We start from the raw sequence: 15510 nt of genomic DNA on the forward strand, positions 1-15510 counted from the left end.
TCGATGCGCCGTCACCCCGATTGCGCGGGAAGCTAGCGCGTCATGCGATGAGTTGCCAGACCATGAGATATCAAAAGCTGATTTGTCGCTTCACTCGCAGCGCACGGTGACAGTGCCCTGATAGCTGCCTGCGGGAAACACGCCTGATGATTTGGTGGCGGTGAGATCGATCTGCATGGGATGGGTACCGTTGATGACCCTTTGCGGCACGCTTCCGGAGGTGTCGATGCCGGTGCCGTCGAGGCGGTAGACGGTGCTGAAGTTGACATTGGTGCCGCCGCCGCTTGGCGCCGATGAGAACGATGCGGGCGCCGGTGCGGAAACGGAATAGCAGTCGAGCAGGTCGAGCAAGGTGCAAAGCAACGAATTGGCGGTGATGGTGGCGCCCGCGCTCGACCCGCCCGCCTGCTTGGAGCCGAACACGTTGAGGCCGGGATTTGCCTTCATCGTTCCCGACGCCCCGACCGTGATGGTGCAAGTGCCGATGATCGCCGCTTGCGCCGGAAAGCAGAAGCCGGCAAGCGCTGCCATCGTAAGCAGCGCGCGGCTATTTCCTCTTCTTTTTCTTGCCATCGCTGTTTCCGGTCCTGATGCTCCAGCCTTCGTTGGCCCATCCCGGTGATGCGGTCGTGGCGGCGGGAGCGGCGGCGCTGGCGGCCACGCTTCCCGTCGGGCCGTCGCCGCCGAGGCCCATTTTCAGCAGTTTCAGCTCCATCTGCAGGCGCTGAACCTCCAGTTCATACAGCCGGCTGCAGTCGAGACGTTTCGGCGTACGCCCTATCGGGATCACCACCCGGCCGTAGGTGGCGACGCCATTGTCCGTCTGGTTGTTGCCTCTGATAACGCCGAGATCGACATAGGCACCGGAACCGGAAACGGCGGAGCGGCAAGTGGTGCCGTCCGCGGCATGGACCTCGTCCTGGCCCTGGGGCAAGGTGACACCGGGCAAATTAAAGCCGTTCTCATTCTGGTTTAGATTGTAGATCTGGTCCTGGGCCTGGGTTGGAACGGTGCTTGTCACAGCCGCCGCGAGCGCCAGCGTCAGGATTTGCGATGTCCAAAGAACTTTCCGCATATCTGCGCCCTTATCTGCGTCTGCTGGTTGGGAAAGGGGATGCTTTCGGTACAGATACGCACTTTACGGTCGGCGGCGCCGCCGAAGGGCACGACCACAAGGACAGGACGAGAGGCTTGGGCACCGAGCTGAAAGACAGCCGGCGATATCCTGGCGTCCACCGGCTGAAAATCCTGATCGTAGACATGGATTTCGACCTTGATCTTCTGGTCGTATGGGTTGGCCGGGAAGACGCGAACCGCGAAGACGTCGGTGAAGCTGTTGACCTCGCCCCGCATCGGCGACATCGACTGGGCCGCCGCGGCGGCAGGGATCAGGCCGACGGCCAGCGCCGTCGCCAGGGTTCCAAAAAGTGTCAAGGATGCCTCCTTCCCGGGCGCTACTCGCAGCGCAGCGTTACCGTTGCCTGATAGTTTCCGTTGGCGAAGCGGTTGCTGCCGCCCTTGGTGCCGGCGAGATGGACCGAGACAAGATCGGCGCCGGGTGTGCTGATGGCGGTCGCCGAGCCGGTCTCGACGATGGAATGCGCGCCCGCGGAAGAGTAGGTCGGGGTCCAGGTGGTCGATGTCGTGTCGGCCGACGGCACCGTCGTGGTGGTCACCGGATCGACGCTCAGTGATACGCCGCCTGTCGTCGTCAGCGTGACAGTTCCGGCCGAGCCGCCGCTGTTGTGGGAGCTGAGGGTCTGGAGGTCGGGACTGGCCGTCATCGTGCCATTGCTGGCAATGACAAGCGTGCAGGTCGGGCTGATGGTGCCATTGAAAATGACATTTTGCGTCGTAGCCAATGCAGGCCGACCCAGACATGCGACCAGCAAGGTTGCTCCGAAGGCGGAGCGAAACAACTTCATTGAGACCTCCTATTAAGTCGGATCGCCCGAATTAACAGGAGTCATGATCGCTTTATCGTGGTTAATTTAGTGTAAACTTAAATAATTCGCGAAAATAACATCTTATAAAAAACCGAAGGTTGTCCTCGGTTGTATCGTGAATTTCTGGCAGAATCCAAGTAATACTTTACGCCGCTCAAGATCTGTAAATTTCTTCGCCGGAAACTGGAAAAACGATATTTACGACGACACTTGGCCTGCCTCCCAGCCAAGGATGGCGCGCTTGCGAGTCAGGCCCCAGTGGTAGCCGGTGAGGTCGCCGGACTTGCCGATGGCGCGATGGCAAGGCACCACGAAGGAGAGCGGGTTGGCGCCATTGGCGGCGCCGACCGCGCGGCTGGCGCTTGGCGCGCCGATGCTGGCGGCGATCGAGGAATAGGTGCGGGCCTTGCCCATCGGGATCTGCAGCAGCGCCTCCCAGACGCGAACCTGGAAGTCGGTGCCGATCATGACGACATGCAGCGGCTGGTCGGGGCGCCACAGCGTCGGGTCGAAGATGCGTGCGGCGTAAGGACCGGTCGCGGCGAGGTCCTCGACATAGATGGCGTTTGGCCAGCGGCTGGACATATCGGCGAAGGCGGCGCGCTCTTCGCCGGGGTCGCTGAAGGCGAGGCCGGCAAGGCCACGGTCGGTGGCCATGATCAGGGCGGTGCCGAAAGGTGAGGCATGGTAGCCGTAGCGGATGGTGAGGCCGGCGCCGCGCGTCTTGTAGTCGCCCGGCGACATTGCCTCATGGGTGACGAACAGGTCATGCAGCCGACCGGGACCGGACATGCCCAGTTCGAACGAGGTTTCGAGCAGCGGCATGCCGGAATCGAGCAGCCGGCGCGCATGGTCGAGCGTCACCGCCTGCAGGAAGGCTTTCGGCGACAGGCCGGCCCAGCGGGTGAAGAGTTTTTGCAGGCCGGTCGGCGTCTCGCCGACCTCCTCGGCAAGCTCCTCGAGCGAAGGCTGATCGCGATAGTCGAGGCTGATCTTCTCGATGGCGCGGCGCACGACCTCATAGTCGCTGCCTTGCGGCGTGATGTCCTTCTTGAGGACGGCTGTCTGTGTGCTCATCGAACTGTCTCCTTGGCCAGGAATATCGCCCCTTGGGGCGGCGATCGCCACCCGAAACTTGCCTTCTTGCCGCGCATACCCAGATAGACTCGGGGTTCGTGCCAGGAGTCGCTCATGGCCGGCGAGAAAGTGCATCTGACCGGGGCAAAGGAAACCTTGCTGATGACGCTCTACGGCAAGGCGCTGGAGAGCCGGCTGTCGCATTCGCTGCTTGGGGATCATTTCGCCGACGAGGCGGTGCGCAAGATCGACTATGATTTCTCCAGGCTCAAGGTCGACGAGAATCTCGGCATCGGCCTGGCGATCCGGGCCAAGACACTGGACGTTCATGTCGAGGATTTTCTGGCCAGAAATCCCGGTGCCATCGTGCTGCATCTGGGTTGCGGGCTCGATACGCGCATTTTCCGTGTTGATCCGCCGCCAGGCGTGGACTGGTTCGATGTCGACTATCCCCAGGTCATCGAACTCAGGCGCAAGCTTTACCCGCTCCGCGACCGCTATCATCTCATCGCTTCGTCGGTGACCGATCCCGGCTGGCTGGCCGAAGTGCCCCGCAACCGCCCGGCCATCGTGGTGGCGGAAGGGCTGACGCCCTATCTTCCCGCCGATGATGGGCTGCGTCTGGTTTCGCGGCTTGTCTCGCATCTTGCCGGCGGCGAGCTGATGTTCGACGCCTACAGCCGTTTCGGCCTGACGCTGCTTCGTCTCAGTCCGACCATCAAGGCGACAGGCGCCGAGGTTCATTGGGCAATCGACGATCCGCACGAGCTGGAACTGGCGGTGCCGAAGCTGCGGTTCGTCGAGGATATTTCCGCCTACAAGCCCGAACACGCCGCCCGCATGGGCTGGTCCGCCAAACTGTTCGTTCGCCTCTGGAAACACATTCCGGCGCTGCGCAAGGTCGGCAGGCTTCTGCGCTATCGGTTCTAGATTCAGCGCGCCTTGGCGGTCGCAAGCGCGCGCGAAAAGGCCGTGGCAAAGCTCTCGCGGGACTCGGGGTCGAGAAAGCCGCCGATCGGCACATTCTGGCCTTGGCCTTCGACCGTCATTCTGGTGATGCCGATCTCGGCGTGACGGGCGACCGAAAACCGCGCCCAGAACGGGTTGAAGCGGTGGGCTTCCGATTTTCCCGAAGGGGCCGTCTTGCGGATGTCGAGGGTGGTACGCGAGACCGATACCTCTTCGCGGGCGCGGGCGGCGCGGTAGTTCACGCGAAAGGCGATGTAGACGGCAACCACATCGAGACCGAAGAAGCCGAACACCGGCCATGCGCCGCGCGACAGGAAAAACGCACCTGTCGCGAGCCAGCCGAACGACAGCGCGCCCATCAGGACCAGGAAGCCCGTCCTGCCCAGCGACCGGTGTGGGGTCAGCAATGCGTGAAAGAAGGGCTCGTCTGCCTGGAACGAGGCGTTTGTGTCGCTCATGACAGGATATTATAGGAGGGAAATGGCGAGCCCCAAGTCCAAAGATTCTTCCATGCCCGAAAAAGACCTGCCGGCCGGACGACGTAACGGCTCGAACGCCAAGCCGCGTCCACGGCCGGTACGGCGGACTTCGCGTTACAGTCCGGCGGAAGTGCACGAGATCTTCCGCCGTTTTTCAGTCCAGCGGCCGGAGCCGAAGGGTGAGCTCGAACACGTCAATGCCTTCACGCTGCTGGTGGCGGTGGTGCTTTCCGCGCAGGCGACGGATGCCGGCGTCAACAAGGCGACGCGGGCGCTGTTCAAGGTCGCCGATACGCCGCGGAAGATGCTGGCGCTGGGCGAGGCCAGGGTCGGCGACCATATCAGGACCATCGGTCTGTGGCGCAACAAGGCCAAGAACGTCATCGCGCTGTCGGAAGCGCTGATCCGCGACCATGGCGGCACGGTGCCCGACGACCGCGACGAACTGGTCAAGCTGCCGGGGGTCGGGCGCAAGACCGCCAATGTCGTGCTCAACATGGCCTTCGGCCAGCATACGATGGCGGTAGACACGCATATTTTCCGGATCGGCAACCGGCTTGGCCTAGCGCCCGGCAAGACGCCTGAACAGGTCGAGCAAGGGCTGCTGAAAATCATCCCGGACGAATATATGCGCCACGCGCATCACTGGTTGATCCTGCATGGCCGCTATGTCTGCAAGGCGCGCAAGCCGGATTGCCCGGCCTGCGTCATCGCTGATATCTGCAAGGCTGAGGAGAAGACGACCAGCATTCCGGCACCGCTGGTGCCGATCGCTCCGCTCGATCCGGTGGACGAAATCCAGGCCCAAGGCTGACCAGCCTGGACGTAGGCGAGTTTTCTGTAGAGCGTCGCACTTGTCGCCGTGCCGATGTGATGGAGCAGCAGCGTGTAGCCGTCGGGATCGGCATTGGCGACGCGGCCCGCGCCGAGCGTGCCGCCGGCGCCGCCGACATTCTCGACGATGACCTGCCGGCCGAGATCCTTCGACATGGCTTCGGCGACGAGGCGGGTGACGGTGTCGGTCGGGCCACCGGCCGCAAACGGCACGACAATGGTGATGGTGCGTTCGGGTTAGGACTATGCGTCGGCGCTGAATGAATAAAGTGTGACGGCTGCGGCGGCGACCAGAGCGGCAACAAACTTTCGCATCGTAATTCTCCTCCCGGGAATAAATAAACCGCTGCGCGGAACTCCTCTCAATGCCGGCCGCGGATGAAACAACAACCAGCGCAGGCCAATAGATTGCAATCGGACTCAAATGGCAAACCGAGATTATCCGCGGCAGCCGGCGTTCAACGGGTAGATGTTTGAGCCAGAAGTTGGGCTCCGAAACGGTCGAAAGTCGACCGGTATCGGCAAATGCCGATTGCAGACCTCTGCTCGCTCTCGTTGTATTCCAGGTCTATTGGTAGCCGTAACCGCGCGCCATCGCCGCCGCGAAGACCGGGATCAGCAGGAAGACGAAGGCCTCGGCGCGGAGATAGGTCTTCACCGAGGCCAGTTCGCCTGCTGGCACGGCGAAGGAGGGATTGGCACTGGCCTGCCGGTTCCAGGAAATGAAGCGCACGGTCGGGATGATCGACAGGAGGCCGACAATGCCGAATGCCGCCATCTTGGCCCAGAACATCCAGTTGTAGACGTAGAACTCCCAACCCTTGAGGCCCCAGAAGACACGGCCGATGCCGACGATGATGATGAGTGAGGCGATGATGCCATAGTGGCGGTCGATGCCGGCGAGCCGCTTGAGAGTTACGGCGGGCAGATCGCCGCGGATCAGCACGAATTCGGCGCCGATGATCCCTGCCAGGGAAAACACTAGCAGATGATGGACGACGGCAAGCACAAGGTCGGTCGTGTCCATGCTTTTTCCCTTGGGTTTGAGCACCAGCCCGAGTCTGAAAAGGTCGCGCCGCAAATGTGCTGAATCAGCCTGCCGGGAAAATAACACCATAGGGCAAAAATCCCATAGCAGAGCTAGCCCACGGCCAAAGGTTGCGTTGACGCCCGGTCCGGGTACGTTGGTTTCGCAAGCATGACCGGACTGAAACGCCCCCCCTAAATCCGATGCCTGATCTGATCCACGCCGCCCTGGCGGAGCGTGGCCTGATAACTGCCTATGAGGCCCGGCCGAACTACCAGAAGAACGACTCGGCTGGATTGCCCGCGCCGAGCGCCCGGACACCCGGCAGAAGCGGCTCGACCAGATGCTGAACCAATTGCAACGTGGCGGTGTCTACATGAACATGGCCTGGCGCGGTTGAAGATCTGCTTCAGGCCGCTGTCTGGATGATGGCGCACCTTCCGCTGGCCCTTGCACCGTAGGGGCGATTTGCTAAGCGCGGACAAGATCAGCGAGGCAAATCCGATGAACAACCGCAAAGTGACCGTCGCTCCCGTCATCGAGACGCAGCGAACCATTCTGCGGCCACACCGGCTGGCGGATTTCGACGCCTATACCACGATGTGGGCCGACCCGGTTGTCACCCGTTTCATCGGCGGCAAGCCGCGCACGCGCGAGGAAAGCTGGATGCGCTTCCTGCGTCATGCCGGCCTGTGGTCGCTGCTGGGTTACGGCTTCTGGGCGATCGAGGAGAAGGCGACGGGCCGCTTCGTCGGCGAGGCCGGGTTTCACGACCTGAAGCGCGATATGGAGCCGTCGATCGAAGGCGTTCCCGAGGCCGGATGGGCGCTGGCGCCGGCCGTGCATGGGGCTGGCCTCGCCACTGAAGTGGTCGGCCGTGTGCTGGCATGGGGTGAAGAAACATTTGGACGGGTCAAAACCGTCTGCATCATCGATCCCGAGAATACCGCCTCGTTGAATGTCGCTGGCAAGGTCGGCTACCGCGAGGTGTTGCGGACCACCTATCATGACGCGCCGACCGTGCTGCTGGAGCGGCTGTCCTGAGCGACGTCATCGATCGGAACGATCGGTGCATGTATTGCTTCGACCCGCCCGGGTCGCCACGGCTGGCCTCGAGGCGGCTCCAGGACACAGCCTCCGCCGCGAGACTTGCCTGTTCGAGCATCGAGGCATCCTCGCCAAAGGCGCGGGTGGCGCGGGCCGCCGCCTCGCCGCTGACGCGCGGGCTCTTCGTGTTGTCGCGCTCGGTCGGCATCCTGGCGCATGACTGGGAGTAGCCGCAGCAGGGCGAGCGCAACAGGGGGCCGCTGCCGCGCGAATGGCTGTGGGCCTATACCGGCACGCCGGGGCGGCCGTTTCCGGGAGAGGATGAGGCTGGCGAGTGAGGCCTATGCCTCGCCGGGCGGCGCAGGCTGGGGGAGCGTCAAGGTCTCAACCAGCGTCGAAAGATCCGGTTCGTCGATCAACATCGCCGCGTCGGCCGGCGCCAGCCAGGCCCGCTGCCGTCGCTTGGCTTCCTGCCAGTTGGCCAATTCCTCGGTCACCTCAAGCAGATAGACGATGACATCGACACGGATAAAGCGGTTGGTCAGCCGCTTCCAGTAGGAATAGGTGCCGGCCGGCTGCTTCAGGGTCTTGCCAAGCACGCCGGCTTCTTCCATCGCCTCGATGGTGGCTGCCTTGCGTCCGCTCTTGCCTTTCATCGGCCATCCCTTGGGGACGATGAAGCGTCGCGTCGTCCTCGACGTGACCAGCATAACCTCGAAATTCCCATCCGCGGTCAACCGAATGGGGATCGCCGCCACCTGGCGGATTCTTTCCCCTTTCTTGGCCCGGCGTACGGCCTTTTTCTTCGTGGCTGTCATTCGCAATGGTCCAGTCGGTCAGTGCCCCATAGCGTGATGCGGCGCCTTTGCAAACCCAAACTGCCGCAAGGGCACCCGCAAGGTCCCTATCATGTAAGTCGGCTAAATAAAAGAAGCCCGCTTCTCAGCGGCAGTTGCTTACGGCGGTGGTGCCGATTATCTGCGTCTGGCAGCCCGACCTGACTTGCGGCACGACCGGCGGCTGCTGCTGGACGATCACGCGATCCTGGTCGCGGTACTGCTGTTGCTGCTGCTGGAATTGCTGCCGCTGAATGCGGCTCTGCAAGGCCTGCAGATCGTTCTGCTGGATCAGCGTGTTGCTGTTGATCGCGGGATTGGCCACCTGCGCGGAAGCGGGCAGCGCGAAGCCGGCCAGAAGAGTCGTGGCCAGCGCCGCCGATGCGAGTTTCATCGATAGTCGACGCGGCGACATTGGCGCATGCCTGCGAAAAATCCTGTTCATTCCCGCAATATAGGGTGTTTGTCCGGCGATGCTATGGCTGGTCCATCGGTCACCGCTTCGCGGCGGCAGAGAATCTGCCCGGCAACCTCGCATTGTACTTGACGGAAGCGATCGATTCGCCGCTCTATCGGGTCGGCGCTGGCCTCGAGGTGAATGGCGTCAATGGCGCCGGCATGTCCGTCAGGTACAATGGCGCCTTCGGGGAAACGGTCAAACAGAATGCGGTCAGCGCGTCTCTCAAGGTCAGTTTCCAGGCTGGCTCGAGACGGAGCCGGGCGGGAGAGGTCTTGATGAGGAAATACGCGTATTTGGTTGCGATGCTGGGGGTGGCCTGTATCGCCGGTGTGCCGGCGATGGCCGCGCAGACCAAGGGCGACAAGGTGGCGGCGCCGCCCGCCGCGGCTGATGCGCCGCAACTGCCCGGCGGGGCATCGGCCTTGTCCGAAACCCATGGCGACTGGACGGTGAGTTGCCAGATATCGGGCACGAACAAGGTCTGCAGCCTGTCGCACCAGCAGTTTAACAAGCAGAGCAACCAGCGGCTGCTGGCGATCGAGCTGTCGAGCAAGACCGGTGACGATGCCACCGGAACCCTTGCCTTGCCGTTCGGACTGGCGCTCGCCAAGGGCGTCACCCTGACCATCGACGACCAGAAACTCGACGGCAACCTGGCGTTCAACACCTGCCAGGTGGTCGGCTGCCTGGTGCCGGTGGCGTTCGACGCCAATGTCACGCCACTGCTCAAGAACGGCACGACGCTGAAGATCGACGCCTTAGCGGCCGATACCGGGCAAGCGGTGAGCTTTTCCATTCCGCTCAACGGTTTCGGCGGGGCGCTCGCCCGCACGGCGGAGCTTTTGTCCAACTGACGGCCGAGTCGGAAATCTGATGCGCGGCGTCTAAACTGGCGCCGGGTGTCCAATGGGCATCAGACGACGATCGTTTTCAGCCGCTCGGCAATCAAGGTGGCGAGCCGCGCCGCCACCTCGTCCTTGGTCATCTCAGGCCATTCCTCGACGCCGGCCTTCGACACCATCCGCACCCGGTTGCGATCGCCGCCCATGACGCCTGAAGGGCCGATGCCGCTTTCGTGCGACACATCGTTGGCGACGATCAGATCGGCGCCTTTCTTCGCCAGCTTTGCCAGTGCGTTGCGCAGAAGATCCTGCGTTTCGGCGGCGAAGCCGACGACCAAACCGGGCCGCTGGCTGTGATGGCCGACGCCGGCAAGGATGTCGGGGTTCTCGACCATGCGCAGCACCGGCGGTCCTTCACCCGCCACCTTCTTGATCTTTTCGCCGGCTGAATTCTCGCTGCGCCAGTCGGCGACTGCGGCGACGAACACCGCGGCATCGGCGGGCAGAAGCTGTTCGACCGCATCGCGCATCTCTTGCGCGCGCTCGACATGGATGGTTTTCACACCAGCCGGGTCGGCGATGCTCACGGGACCGGAGACAAGGCGCACATCGGCGCCAAGCTTCGCCAATGCCGCGGCGATGGCGTGGCCCTGCTTGCCGGAGGAACGGTTGGCGATATAGCGCACCGGGTCGATCGGCTCATGCGTCGGGCCGGAAGTGACGATGATCTTGCGACCTGCCAGGGACCTGGGGCCGGCATCGAGCCGCGCCTCGACCGCGGCGACGATCTCCAGCGGCTCGGCCATGCGGCCTTCGCCGGCTTCATTGCTTTCGGCCATCTCGCCCCTGGCCGGGCCGACGAAAGTGACGCCGTCCTTGCCCAAGGTCGCATGGTTTCGGCGGGTCGCGGCATGCGACCACATTTTCGGATTCATCGCCGGCGCCATCAGCACCGGCTTGTCGGTGGCCAGCAGCACGGTGGAGGCGAGATCATTGGCATGGCCGTTAGCCAGCTTGGCCATCAGATCGGCGGTGGCGGGCGCCACGACCAGAAGATCAGCCTCGCGCGACAGCCTGATGTGGCCGACATCATGCTCGTCATTGCGATCGAACAGTTCGGTGAAGACGTGATCGGCCGACAGCGCGCCTGCCGACAGGGTGGTGACGAATTCCTGTGCAGCCGCTGTCATCACCACCCGAACCGCCGCTCCGCGCTCACGCAACCGGCGGATCAGGTCGAGCGCCTTGTAGGCGGCGATGCCGCCGCCGATGATGAGCAGGATGCGCTTGCCGGAAAGCGTACCTCGCGGAAGGATCTTGCCTGCAGGGGCCGCGACCGGGGTCGCCGCACTGGGCGTGCTGGTCAGTTCGCGCAAGGTCTTTTCGATCTGGTCGATGCGGCCGGACCCGATCTGACCGTCGACAGCGGCCCGGATCATCACCCGCGCCTGTTCTTCCATGGAGCGGTTGTTTTCCGCTGCCAATCGGCGCAGCAACTCCTTGACGTCATCGTCAAGGTTGCGGATCGTGATGCTTGCCATGTGATTGCACTCTGACCATCTTGCGCGATGGCAATGATAGCAATGCAATCAATTCGCCGCAAGTTGCGGCTTGAGCTTCGCTTTTCAGCTCTAAAGAATCTTCCAGGCGATATAGACCAGCGTCACCGCGATCACCCACAGCGCGACGCGGCCGGAGCGGCTGTAGCGCGCCTCGGCCTTGCCGATGGCACGCGCCGTGGTCTCGTCGAAGCGCAGGCCGTGCTCGGCCATCAGGTCGATTTCACGCGACAGCCGGTCGGTACGCGCGGCAAGTTCCGGCGCCTGGCGGGCGAGCGTCAGCAGCGCCTTGGCGCCGTCGCGCGCATCGATCATCATGCCGCGCGGGCCAAGGTTGCCGGCGATCCAGCCGCCGACCACCGGTTCGGCCGTCTTCCACATGTTGAAAGCCGGATCGAGCGTGCGCGCCACGCCTTCGACCACCACCATGGTCTTTTGCAGCAGGATCAGTTCCGGCCGTGTCGCCATGTCGAAGAGTTCGGTCACCTCGAACAGCAGCGTCAGGAGCTTGGCCATGGAAATGGTCTCGGCCGGCTGGCCGTGGATCGGCTCGCCAATGGCGCGGATCGCCTGCGCGAAGGCCGCGACATTGTGCTGGCGCGGTACATAGCCGGCCTCGAAATGCACTTCGGCAACGCGCAGATAGTCGCGTGTGATGAAGCCGTAGAGGATTTCGGCGAGGAAGCGGCGCTCCTTCTTGCCGAGACGTCCGGCTATGCCGAGATCGACCGCGACGATGGTGCCGTTGGCCTCGACGAACAGGTTTCCCGGATGCATGTCGGCGTGGAAGAAACCGTCGCGTAGCGTATGGCGCAGGAACGACTGGATGAGATTGGCGGCGATCGCCTTCAGATCATGGCCGGCCTCCTCCAGGCCTGCGATGTTGTTCATCTTGACGCCGTCGACCCATTCCATGGTCAGCACGTCGCGGCCGGTGCGCTCCCAGTCGACGGATGGCACGCGGAAGCCCGGATCGTCCTTGGTGTTCTCACCAAGTTCGGAGAGTGCCGCCGCCTCGAGGCGCAAATCCATCTCGATCTTGGTGGTCTGCGCCAGCGTCTCGGTCACCTCGACTGGCCGCAGCCGGCGCGAGGACGGGATGTATTTCTCCTGCAGGCGGGCGGCGAGGAAATAGCTTTCGAGATCGTGGAAGAAGCGGCGGCGCACGCCGGGCCGGATGACCTTCACCGCGACCTTGGTGGCTGCGCCTTCGTGGATGGCTTCGGCGGCATGGACCTGGGCGATGGAAGCGGCGGCGACGGGGTCGCCGAACTCGGCGTAGAGATCGCGCACCTTGCGCCCGAGCGAGGCTTCGATGGCCGCGACCGCCTCGGCCCTCGGGAAGGTGTGCATCTTGTCCTGCAACATGGCGAGATCGAGCGCCATGTCGTTGCCGACGACGTCGGGCCGTGTTGCCAGGAACTGGCCGAGCTTGACATAAGACGGGCCGAGCCGGACCACCGCCTTGGCCAGCCGGTCGCTGCGCTGATAGGCGAGCGCTCGGCGGCGGGTGAACAGCCGCGCCAGCTGCCAGCCAAATTTCGGCAGGCCGGACAGTTCCTCGCCTGGCAGGGCGGCGATGACGCCCTCGCGCACCAGCACCCAACCGGCCCGCGCGAGCCTGAAACCGGCGCCGACGCTGCTCATGGCCGCACCGCGGCCGGTCCTAGCGACCAGCACGAGCCATATCGGGGATAGGAAATGCGGGCCAGCCTCAAAGCTTCCAGCCCGAATGAAGCGCGGCAATACCGCCGGAATAGTTGCGGAAGGAAACGCGGTCGAAACCGGCGCGGGAAATCATCGCCGCGAAGTTCTGCTGGTTGGGGAATTTCGCGATCGATTCAACCAGATAGGAATAGGGCTCGCCGTCGCCGGTAACCATCTTGCCGATCCTGGGAATGGCGTTGAACGACCAGGCTTCGTAGGCCTTGTCGAGCAGCGGCATCTCGACCTCGGAAAATTCCAGGCACAGGAACCGGCCGCCCGGCTTCAGCACGCGGAACGCTTCTGCGAGCGCAACATCGATGCGTGGCACGTTGCGGATGCCGAAAGCGACGGTGTAGGCGTCGAATGTGGCGTCGGCGAAGGGCAGTTCCTCGGCATTGGCCTCGACGAAATCGGTGTTGCCGGACAGGCCCTTCTTCTGCGCCCTGTCGCGGCCGACACCGAGCATCGAGCCGTTGATGTCGAGCACTGTGGCATGCGCGTTGCCATGGCTGGCATCGACGATGCGGAAGGCGATGTCGCCGGTGCCGCCGGCCACGTCCAGGACCTTCCAGCCCGGCCGCTTCGGCGGATTGAGCCAAGTGACCATGGCGTCCTTCCACAGCCGGTGCAGGCCAGCCGACATCAGGTCGTTCATCAGGTCGTAGCGGTTGGCGACCTTGTGGAAAACATCGTTGACCAGGGACTGCTTCTCGCCTTCCCCCACACGCTTGAAACCATAGGAGGTTTCCATGCCGCCCGCGGCCGTGGTTCTCTCAACTGACATTTTTTTGATCCGTCATAAAACCGGCGGGACCATAGCCGATCGATGCTGTGGGCGCTATTGTTTAAGGCGCGGTGTTCAACCGCGCTTCCAGGTGGTGGGTTTTCAAGACCTGGACTGACCGACGGGATGTTTGAATGCCTTTGAAAGCGGAACTGCACTGCCACATTGAAGGGGCAGCGGCGCCCGAACTCGTCATCCGCCAGGCGCAGAAATACGGGAAGGATACCGCGCCCTATATCCAGAACGGTTCGTTCGTCTGGCACGATTTTACGTCCTTCCTCGCGGCGTACGATTTTTCCGCCGATCTGTTCCGCACCGAAGAGGATTACGCCCGGCTGGCCGATCACTATCTGACCAGTCTTGCCCGTGATGGCGCCATCTATTCCGAAGTGTTCACCTCGCCGGACCATGCGACGAAGGCCGGGCTCTCGCCCAAGGCCTATACCGACGCGCTGGGCGAAGGCATGCTGCGCGCCAAGGCCAAGACCGGCATTGAGGGCCGCATGATCGTAACCGGCGTGCGCCATGTCGGCGTCGAGTCGATCGAACGGGCGGCGCGCTTCGCGGCGCGCTGCGGCAATCCGCTGGTCACTGGCTTCGGCGTTGCCGGCGACGAGCGCATGGGCGAGATTGAGGACTATGTCAGGGCTTTCGAGATCGCGCGCGAGGCCGGGCTCGGCATCACCATCCATGCCGGCGAACTGACGGGCTGGGAGACTGTCCAGGCGGCGCTTGACCATATCCGCCCCTCACGCATCGGCCACGGCGTGCGCGCCATCGAGAACCCGGACCTTGTCCGCCGCATCGCCGACGAAGGCATCGTCCTGGAGTGCTGCCCCGGCTCCAACATCGCGCTCAAGGTGTTCGACAGTTTTGCCGACCATCCGTTTCCCACCTTGCAGGCCGCCGGCTGCAAGGTGACGCTCAACTCCGACGACCCGCCCTATTTCTGGACCTCGCTGAAGCGCGAATACGATATCGCGGCAGAGCATTTTGCGATGAACGAAAAGGCGCTTGCCGCCGTCACCCGAACCGCCATCGAAGCCGCCTTCGTCGACAGGAAGACCAAGGCGGCACTTCTTGCCCGGCTGAACGGCGCGGCGCGCTGATTTTCTTCGGACAAAGCTGTGGTCGATGGCGGCCAAGCGGTTCCTTGGCCGGTGCATTGTCGCTAGGGTCGTTCCAGCTGCCTGAAGCGCGTCCGCGCGCCGGGCGACACGCATCAGGAGAACATCATGAAGGGCGTCACCGTCGTCGACCATCCGCTTGTCCAGCACAAGCTGACCATCATGCGCAAGAAGGAGACGTCCACGGCCGGTTTCAGGCGGCTGTTGCGCGAGATATCGCTGCTGCTCGGCTACGAGGTCACGCGCAATCTCGAACTGACGACGACAACCATCGAAACGCCGATCGAGACCATGGAAGCGCCGACACTTGAGGGCAAGAAGCTGGTGTTCGCTTCGGTGCTGCGCGCCGGCAACGGTCTGCTGGAAGGCCTGCTCGACCTGGTGCCGGCGGCGCGCGTCGCCCATATCGGCCTCTATCGCGACCACGAGACGCTGGAGGCGGTCGAATATTTCTTCAAGGCGCCAAGCGATCTCGCCGACCGGCTGGTGATCGTCGTCGACCCGATGCTGGCGACGGCCAATTCGGCGATCGCGGCGATCGACAAGCTGAAGGGGCGCGGCGCCACCAACATCCGGTTCCTCTGCCTTTTGGCGGCGCCCGAAGGCATCGAGCGCTTCACCAAGGCACATCCAGACGTTCCGGTCTTCACGGCGTCGATCGACCGCCAGCTCAACGAGAAGGGCTACATTATGCCCGGCCTTGGTGACGCTGGCGACCGCATGTACGGGACGAAATAGCACCAGGTTGACTGGTGCGATTTACCGAATGTTTACGCAACGGTGCGGTTTCGGCGCCTGTTAAAGCGGCGAACACCA

Annotated in this window: 19 protein-coding genes and 2 pseudogenes; 8 read left to right on the forward strand and 13 right to left on the reverse strand. The window is 63.2% G+C overall.

The window, feature by feature from the left end; translation table 11 throughout:
- Positions 1 to 90: 90 nt before the first annotated feature.
- The 5 genes from ACWGS8_RS03965 to ACWGS8_RS03985 form a co-directional block, all read right to left on the reverse strand.
- Entirely contained in the window at positions 91 to 573 is a 483-nt protein-coding gene (locus tag ACWGS8_RS03965) for a hypothetical protein (RefSeq protein WP_454579689.1), read from the reverse strand.
- Positions 548 to 1075: a hypothetical protein gene (locus ACWGS8_RS03970; protein ID WP_454579690.1), complete on the reverse strand. Its 528-nt coding sequence runs from the start codon at positions 1073 to 1075 to the stop codon at positions 548 to 550. The genes ACWGS8_RS03965 and ACWGS8_RS03970 overlap by 26 nt, the downstream gene beginning before the upstream one ends.
- Complete coding sequence (locus ACWGS8_RS03975; protein WP_454579691.1) at positions 1042 to 1434, reverse strand: hypothetical protein; 393 nt, start codon at positions 1432 to 1434, stop codon at positions 1042 to 1044. Before ACWGS8_RS03975 ends, ACWGS8_RS03970 begins: the two co-directional genes overlap by 34 nt.
- A gap of 20 nt (positions 1435 to 1454) precedes the next feature.
- Positions 1455 to 1925: a hypothetical protein gene (locus ACWGS8_RS03980; protein ID WP_454579692.1), complete on the reverse strand. Its 471-nt coding sequence runs from the start codon at positions 1923 to 1925 to the stop codon at positions 1455 to 1457.
- Between the two features lie 219 nt (positions 1926 to 2144).
- The gene (locus ACWGS8_RS03985; RefSeq protein WP_454579693.1) at positions 2145 to 3023 is read right to left on the reverse strand and encodes a methylated-DNA--[protein]-cysteine S-methyltransferase; all 879 of its coding nucleotides are present in this window, start codon (positions 3021 to 3023) and stop codon (positions 2145 to 2147) included.
- A 114-nt stretch (positions 3024 to 3137) separates the two neighbouring features.
- Between ACWGS8_RS03985 and ACWGS8_RS03990 the strand changes: the two genes are divergently transcribed.
- Positions 3138 to 3953, forward strand: coding sequence for a class I SAM-dependent methyltransferase (locus tag ACWGS8_RS03990; protein ID WP_454579694.1), 816 nt, complete (start codon positions 3138 to 3140; stop codon positions 3951 to 3953).
- Between the two features lie 2 nt (positions 3954 to 3955).
- Here ACWGS8_RS03990 and ACWGS8_RS03995 read toward each other — a convergent pair whose 3' ends face one another.
- Entirely contained in the window at positions 3956 to 4450 is a 495-nt protein-coding gene (locus ACWGS8_RS03995) for a DUF2244 domain-containing protein (RefSeq protein ID WP_454579695.1), read from the reverse strand.
- 22 nt (positions 4451 to 4472) lie between these two features.
- On the opposite strand from ACWGS8_RS03995, the gene nth reads away from it, so the two are divergent.
- Complete coding sequence (nth, locus tag ACWGS8_RS04000) at positions 4473 to 5285, forward strand: endonuclease III (protein WP_454579696.1); 813 nt, start codon at positions 4473 to 4475, stop codon at positions 5283 to 5285.
- Here nth and ACWGS8_RS04005 read toward each other — a convergent pair.
- Positions 5285 to 5620: pseudogene (locus ACWGS8_RS04005) on the reverse strand (tripartite tricarboxylate transporter substrate-binding protein); the annotation flags it as partial. The gene nth and the pseudogene ACWGS8_RS04005 sit on opposite strands and share 1 nt — an antisense overlap.
- A 253-nt stretch (positions 5621 to 5873) precedes the next feature.
- Positions 5874 to 6332, reverse strand: coding sequence for a DUF2214 family protein (locus tag ACWGS8_RS04010; protein ID WP_454579697.1), 459 nt, complete (start codon positions 6330 to 6332; stop codon positions 5874 to 5876).
- A gap of 295 nt (positions 6333 to 6627) precedes the next feature.
- On the opposite strand from ACWGS8_RS04010, the gene ACWGS8_RS04015 reads away from it, so the two are divergent.
- The 3 genes and pseudogenes from ACWGS8_RS04015 to ACWGS8_RS04025 form a co-directional block, all read left to right on the forward strand.
- Complete coding sequence (locus ACWGS8_RS04015; protein ID WP_454580114.1) at positions 6628 to 6732, forward strand: hypothetical protein; 105 nt, start codon at positions 6628 to 6630, stop codon at positions 6730 to 6732.
- Positions 6733 to 6836: 104 nt separating this feature from the next.
- On the forward strand, positions 6837 to 7376 hold the full coding sequence (locus ACWGS8_RS04020) for a GNAT family N-acetyltransferase (protein WP_454579698.1): 540 nt from the start codon (positions 6837 to 6839) through the stop codon (positions 7374 to 7376).
- Positions 7377 to 7543: 167 nt separating this feature from the next.
- Positions 7544 to 7717: pseudogene (locus ACWGS8_RS04025) on the forward strand (citryl-CoA lyase); the annotation flags it as partial.
- 3 nt (positions 7718 to 7720) lie between these two features.
- On the opposite strand, the gene ACWGS8_RS04030 reads toward ACWGS8_RS04025, so the two are convergent.
- Together ACWGS8_RS04030 and ACWGS8_RS04035 are read right to left on the reverse strand one after the other, a co-directional pair.
- Positions 7721 to 8197: an NUDIX hydrolase gene (locus ACWGS8_RS04030; RefSeq protein WP_454579699.1), complete on the reverse strand. Its 477-nt coding sequence runs from the start codon at positions 8195 to 8197 to the stop codon at positions 7721 to 7723.
- A gap of 124 nt (positions 8198 to 8321) precedes the next feature.
- Entirely contained in the window at positions 8322 to 8660 is a 339-nt protein-coding gene (locus ACWGS8_RS04035; protein WP_454579700.1) for a hypothetical protein, read from the reverse strand.
- Between the two features lie 290 nt (positions 8661 to 8950).
- Between ACWGS8_RS04035 and ACWGS8_RS04040 the strand changes: the two genes are divergently transcribed.
- A complete protein-coding gene (locus ACWGS8_RS04040; RefSeq protein ID WP_454579701.1) occupies positions 8951 to 9529 on the forward strand; it encodes an invasion associated locus B family protein in 579 nt (192 codons plus the stop codon).
- Positions 9530 to 9588: 59 nt separating this feature from the next.
- Here the strand turns inward: ACWGS8_RS04040 and coaBC are convergent, their stop codons facing one another.
- The 3 genes from coaBC to ubiE form a co-directional block, all read right to left on the reverse strand.
- A complete protein-coding gene (coaBC, locus tag ACWGS8_RS04045; protein WP_454579702.1) occupies positions 9589 to 11058 on the reverse strand; it encodes a bifunctional phosphopantothenoylcysteine decarboxylase/phosphopantothenate--cysteine ligase CoaBC in 1470 nt (489 codons plus the stop codon).
- Between the two features lie 90 nt (positions 11059 to 11148).
- Positions 11149 to 12723 (reverse strand): 2-polyprenylphenol 6-hydroxylase, encoded by a 1575-nt coding sequence (gene ubiB, locus ACWGS8_RS04050; RefSeq protein ID WP_454579703.1) that lies wholly within the window; start codon positions 12721 to 12723, stop codon positions 11149 to 11151.
- A 67-nt stretch (positions 12724 to 12790) separates the two neighbouring features.
- Positions 12791 to 13567 carry a bifunctional demethylmenaquinone methyltransferase/2-methoxy-6-polyprenyl-1,4-benzoquinol methylase UbiE gene (gene ubiE / locus ACWGS8_RS04055; protein ID WP_454579704.1) on the reverse strand — a complete coding sequence of 259 codons (777 nt, stop codon included), beginning with the start codon at positions 13565 to 13567 and terminating at the stop codon, positions 12791 to 12793.
- A gap of 134 nt (positions 13568 to 13701) precedes the next feature.
- Between ubiE and ACWGS8_RS04060 the strand changes: the two genes are divergently transcribed.
- Both ACWGS8_RS04060 and upp read left to right on the forward strand, forming a co-directional pair.
- Positions 13702 to 14676, forward strand: a complete 975-nt coding sequence (locus tag ACWGS8_RS04060; RefSeq protein ID WP_454579705.1) for an adenosine deaminase — start codon at positions 13702 to 13704, stop codon at positions 14674 to 14676.
- A gap of 126 nt (positions 14677 to 14802) precedes the next feature.
- Complete coding sequence (upp, locus tag ACWGS8_RS04065; protein ID WP_010911460.1) at positions 14803 to 15432, forward strand: uracil phosphoribosyltransferase; 630 nt, start codon at positions 14803 to 14805, stop codon at positions 15430 to 15432.
- Positions 15433 to 15510 lie beyond the last annotated feature (78 nt).

This window comes from Mesorhizobium sp. 43Arga (genome assembly GCF_053714255.1).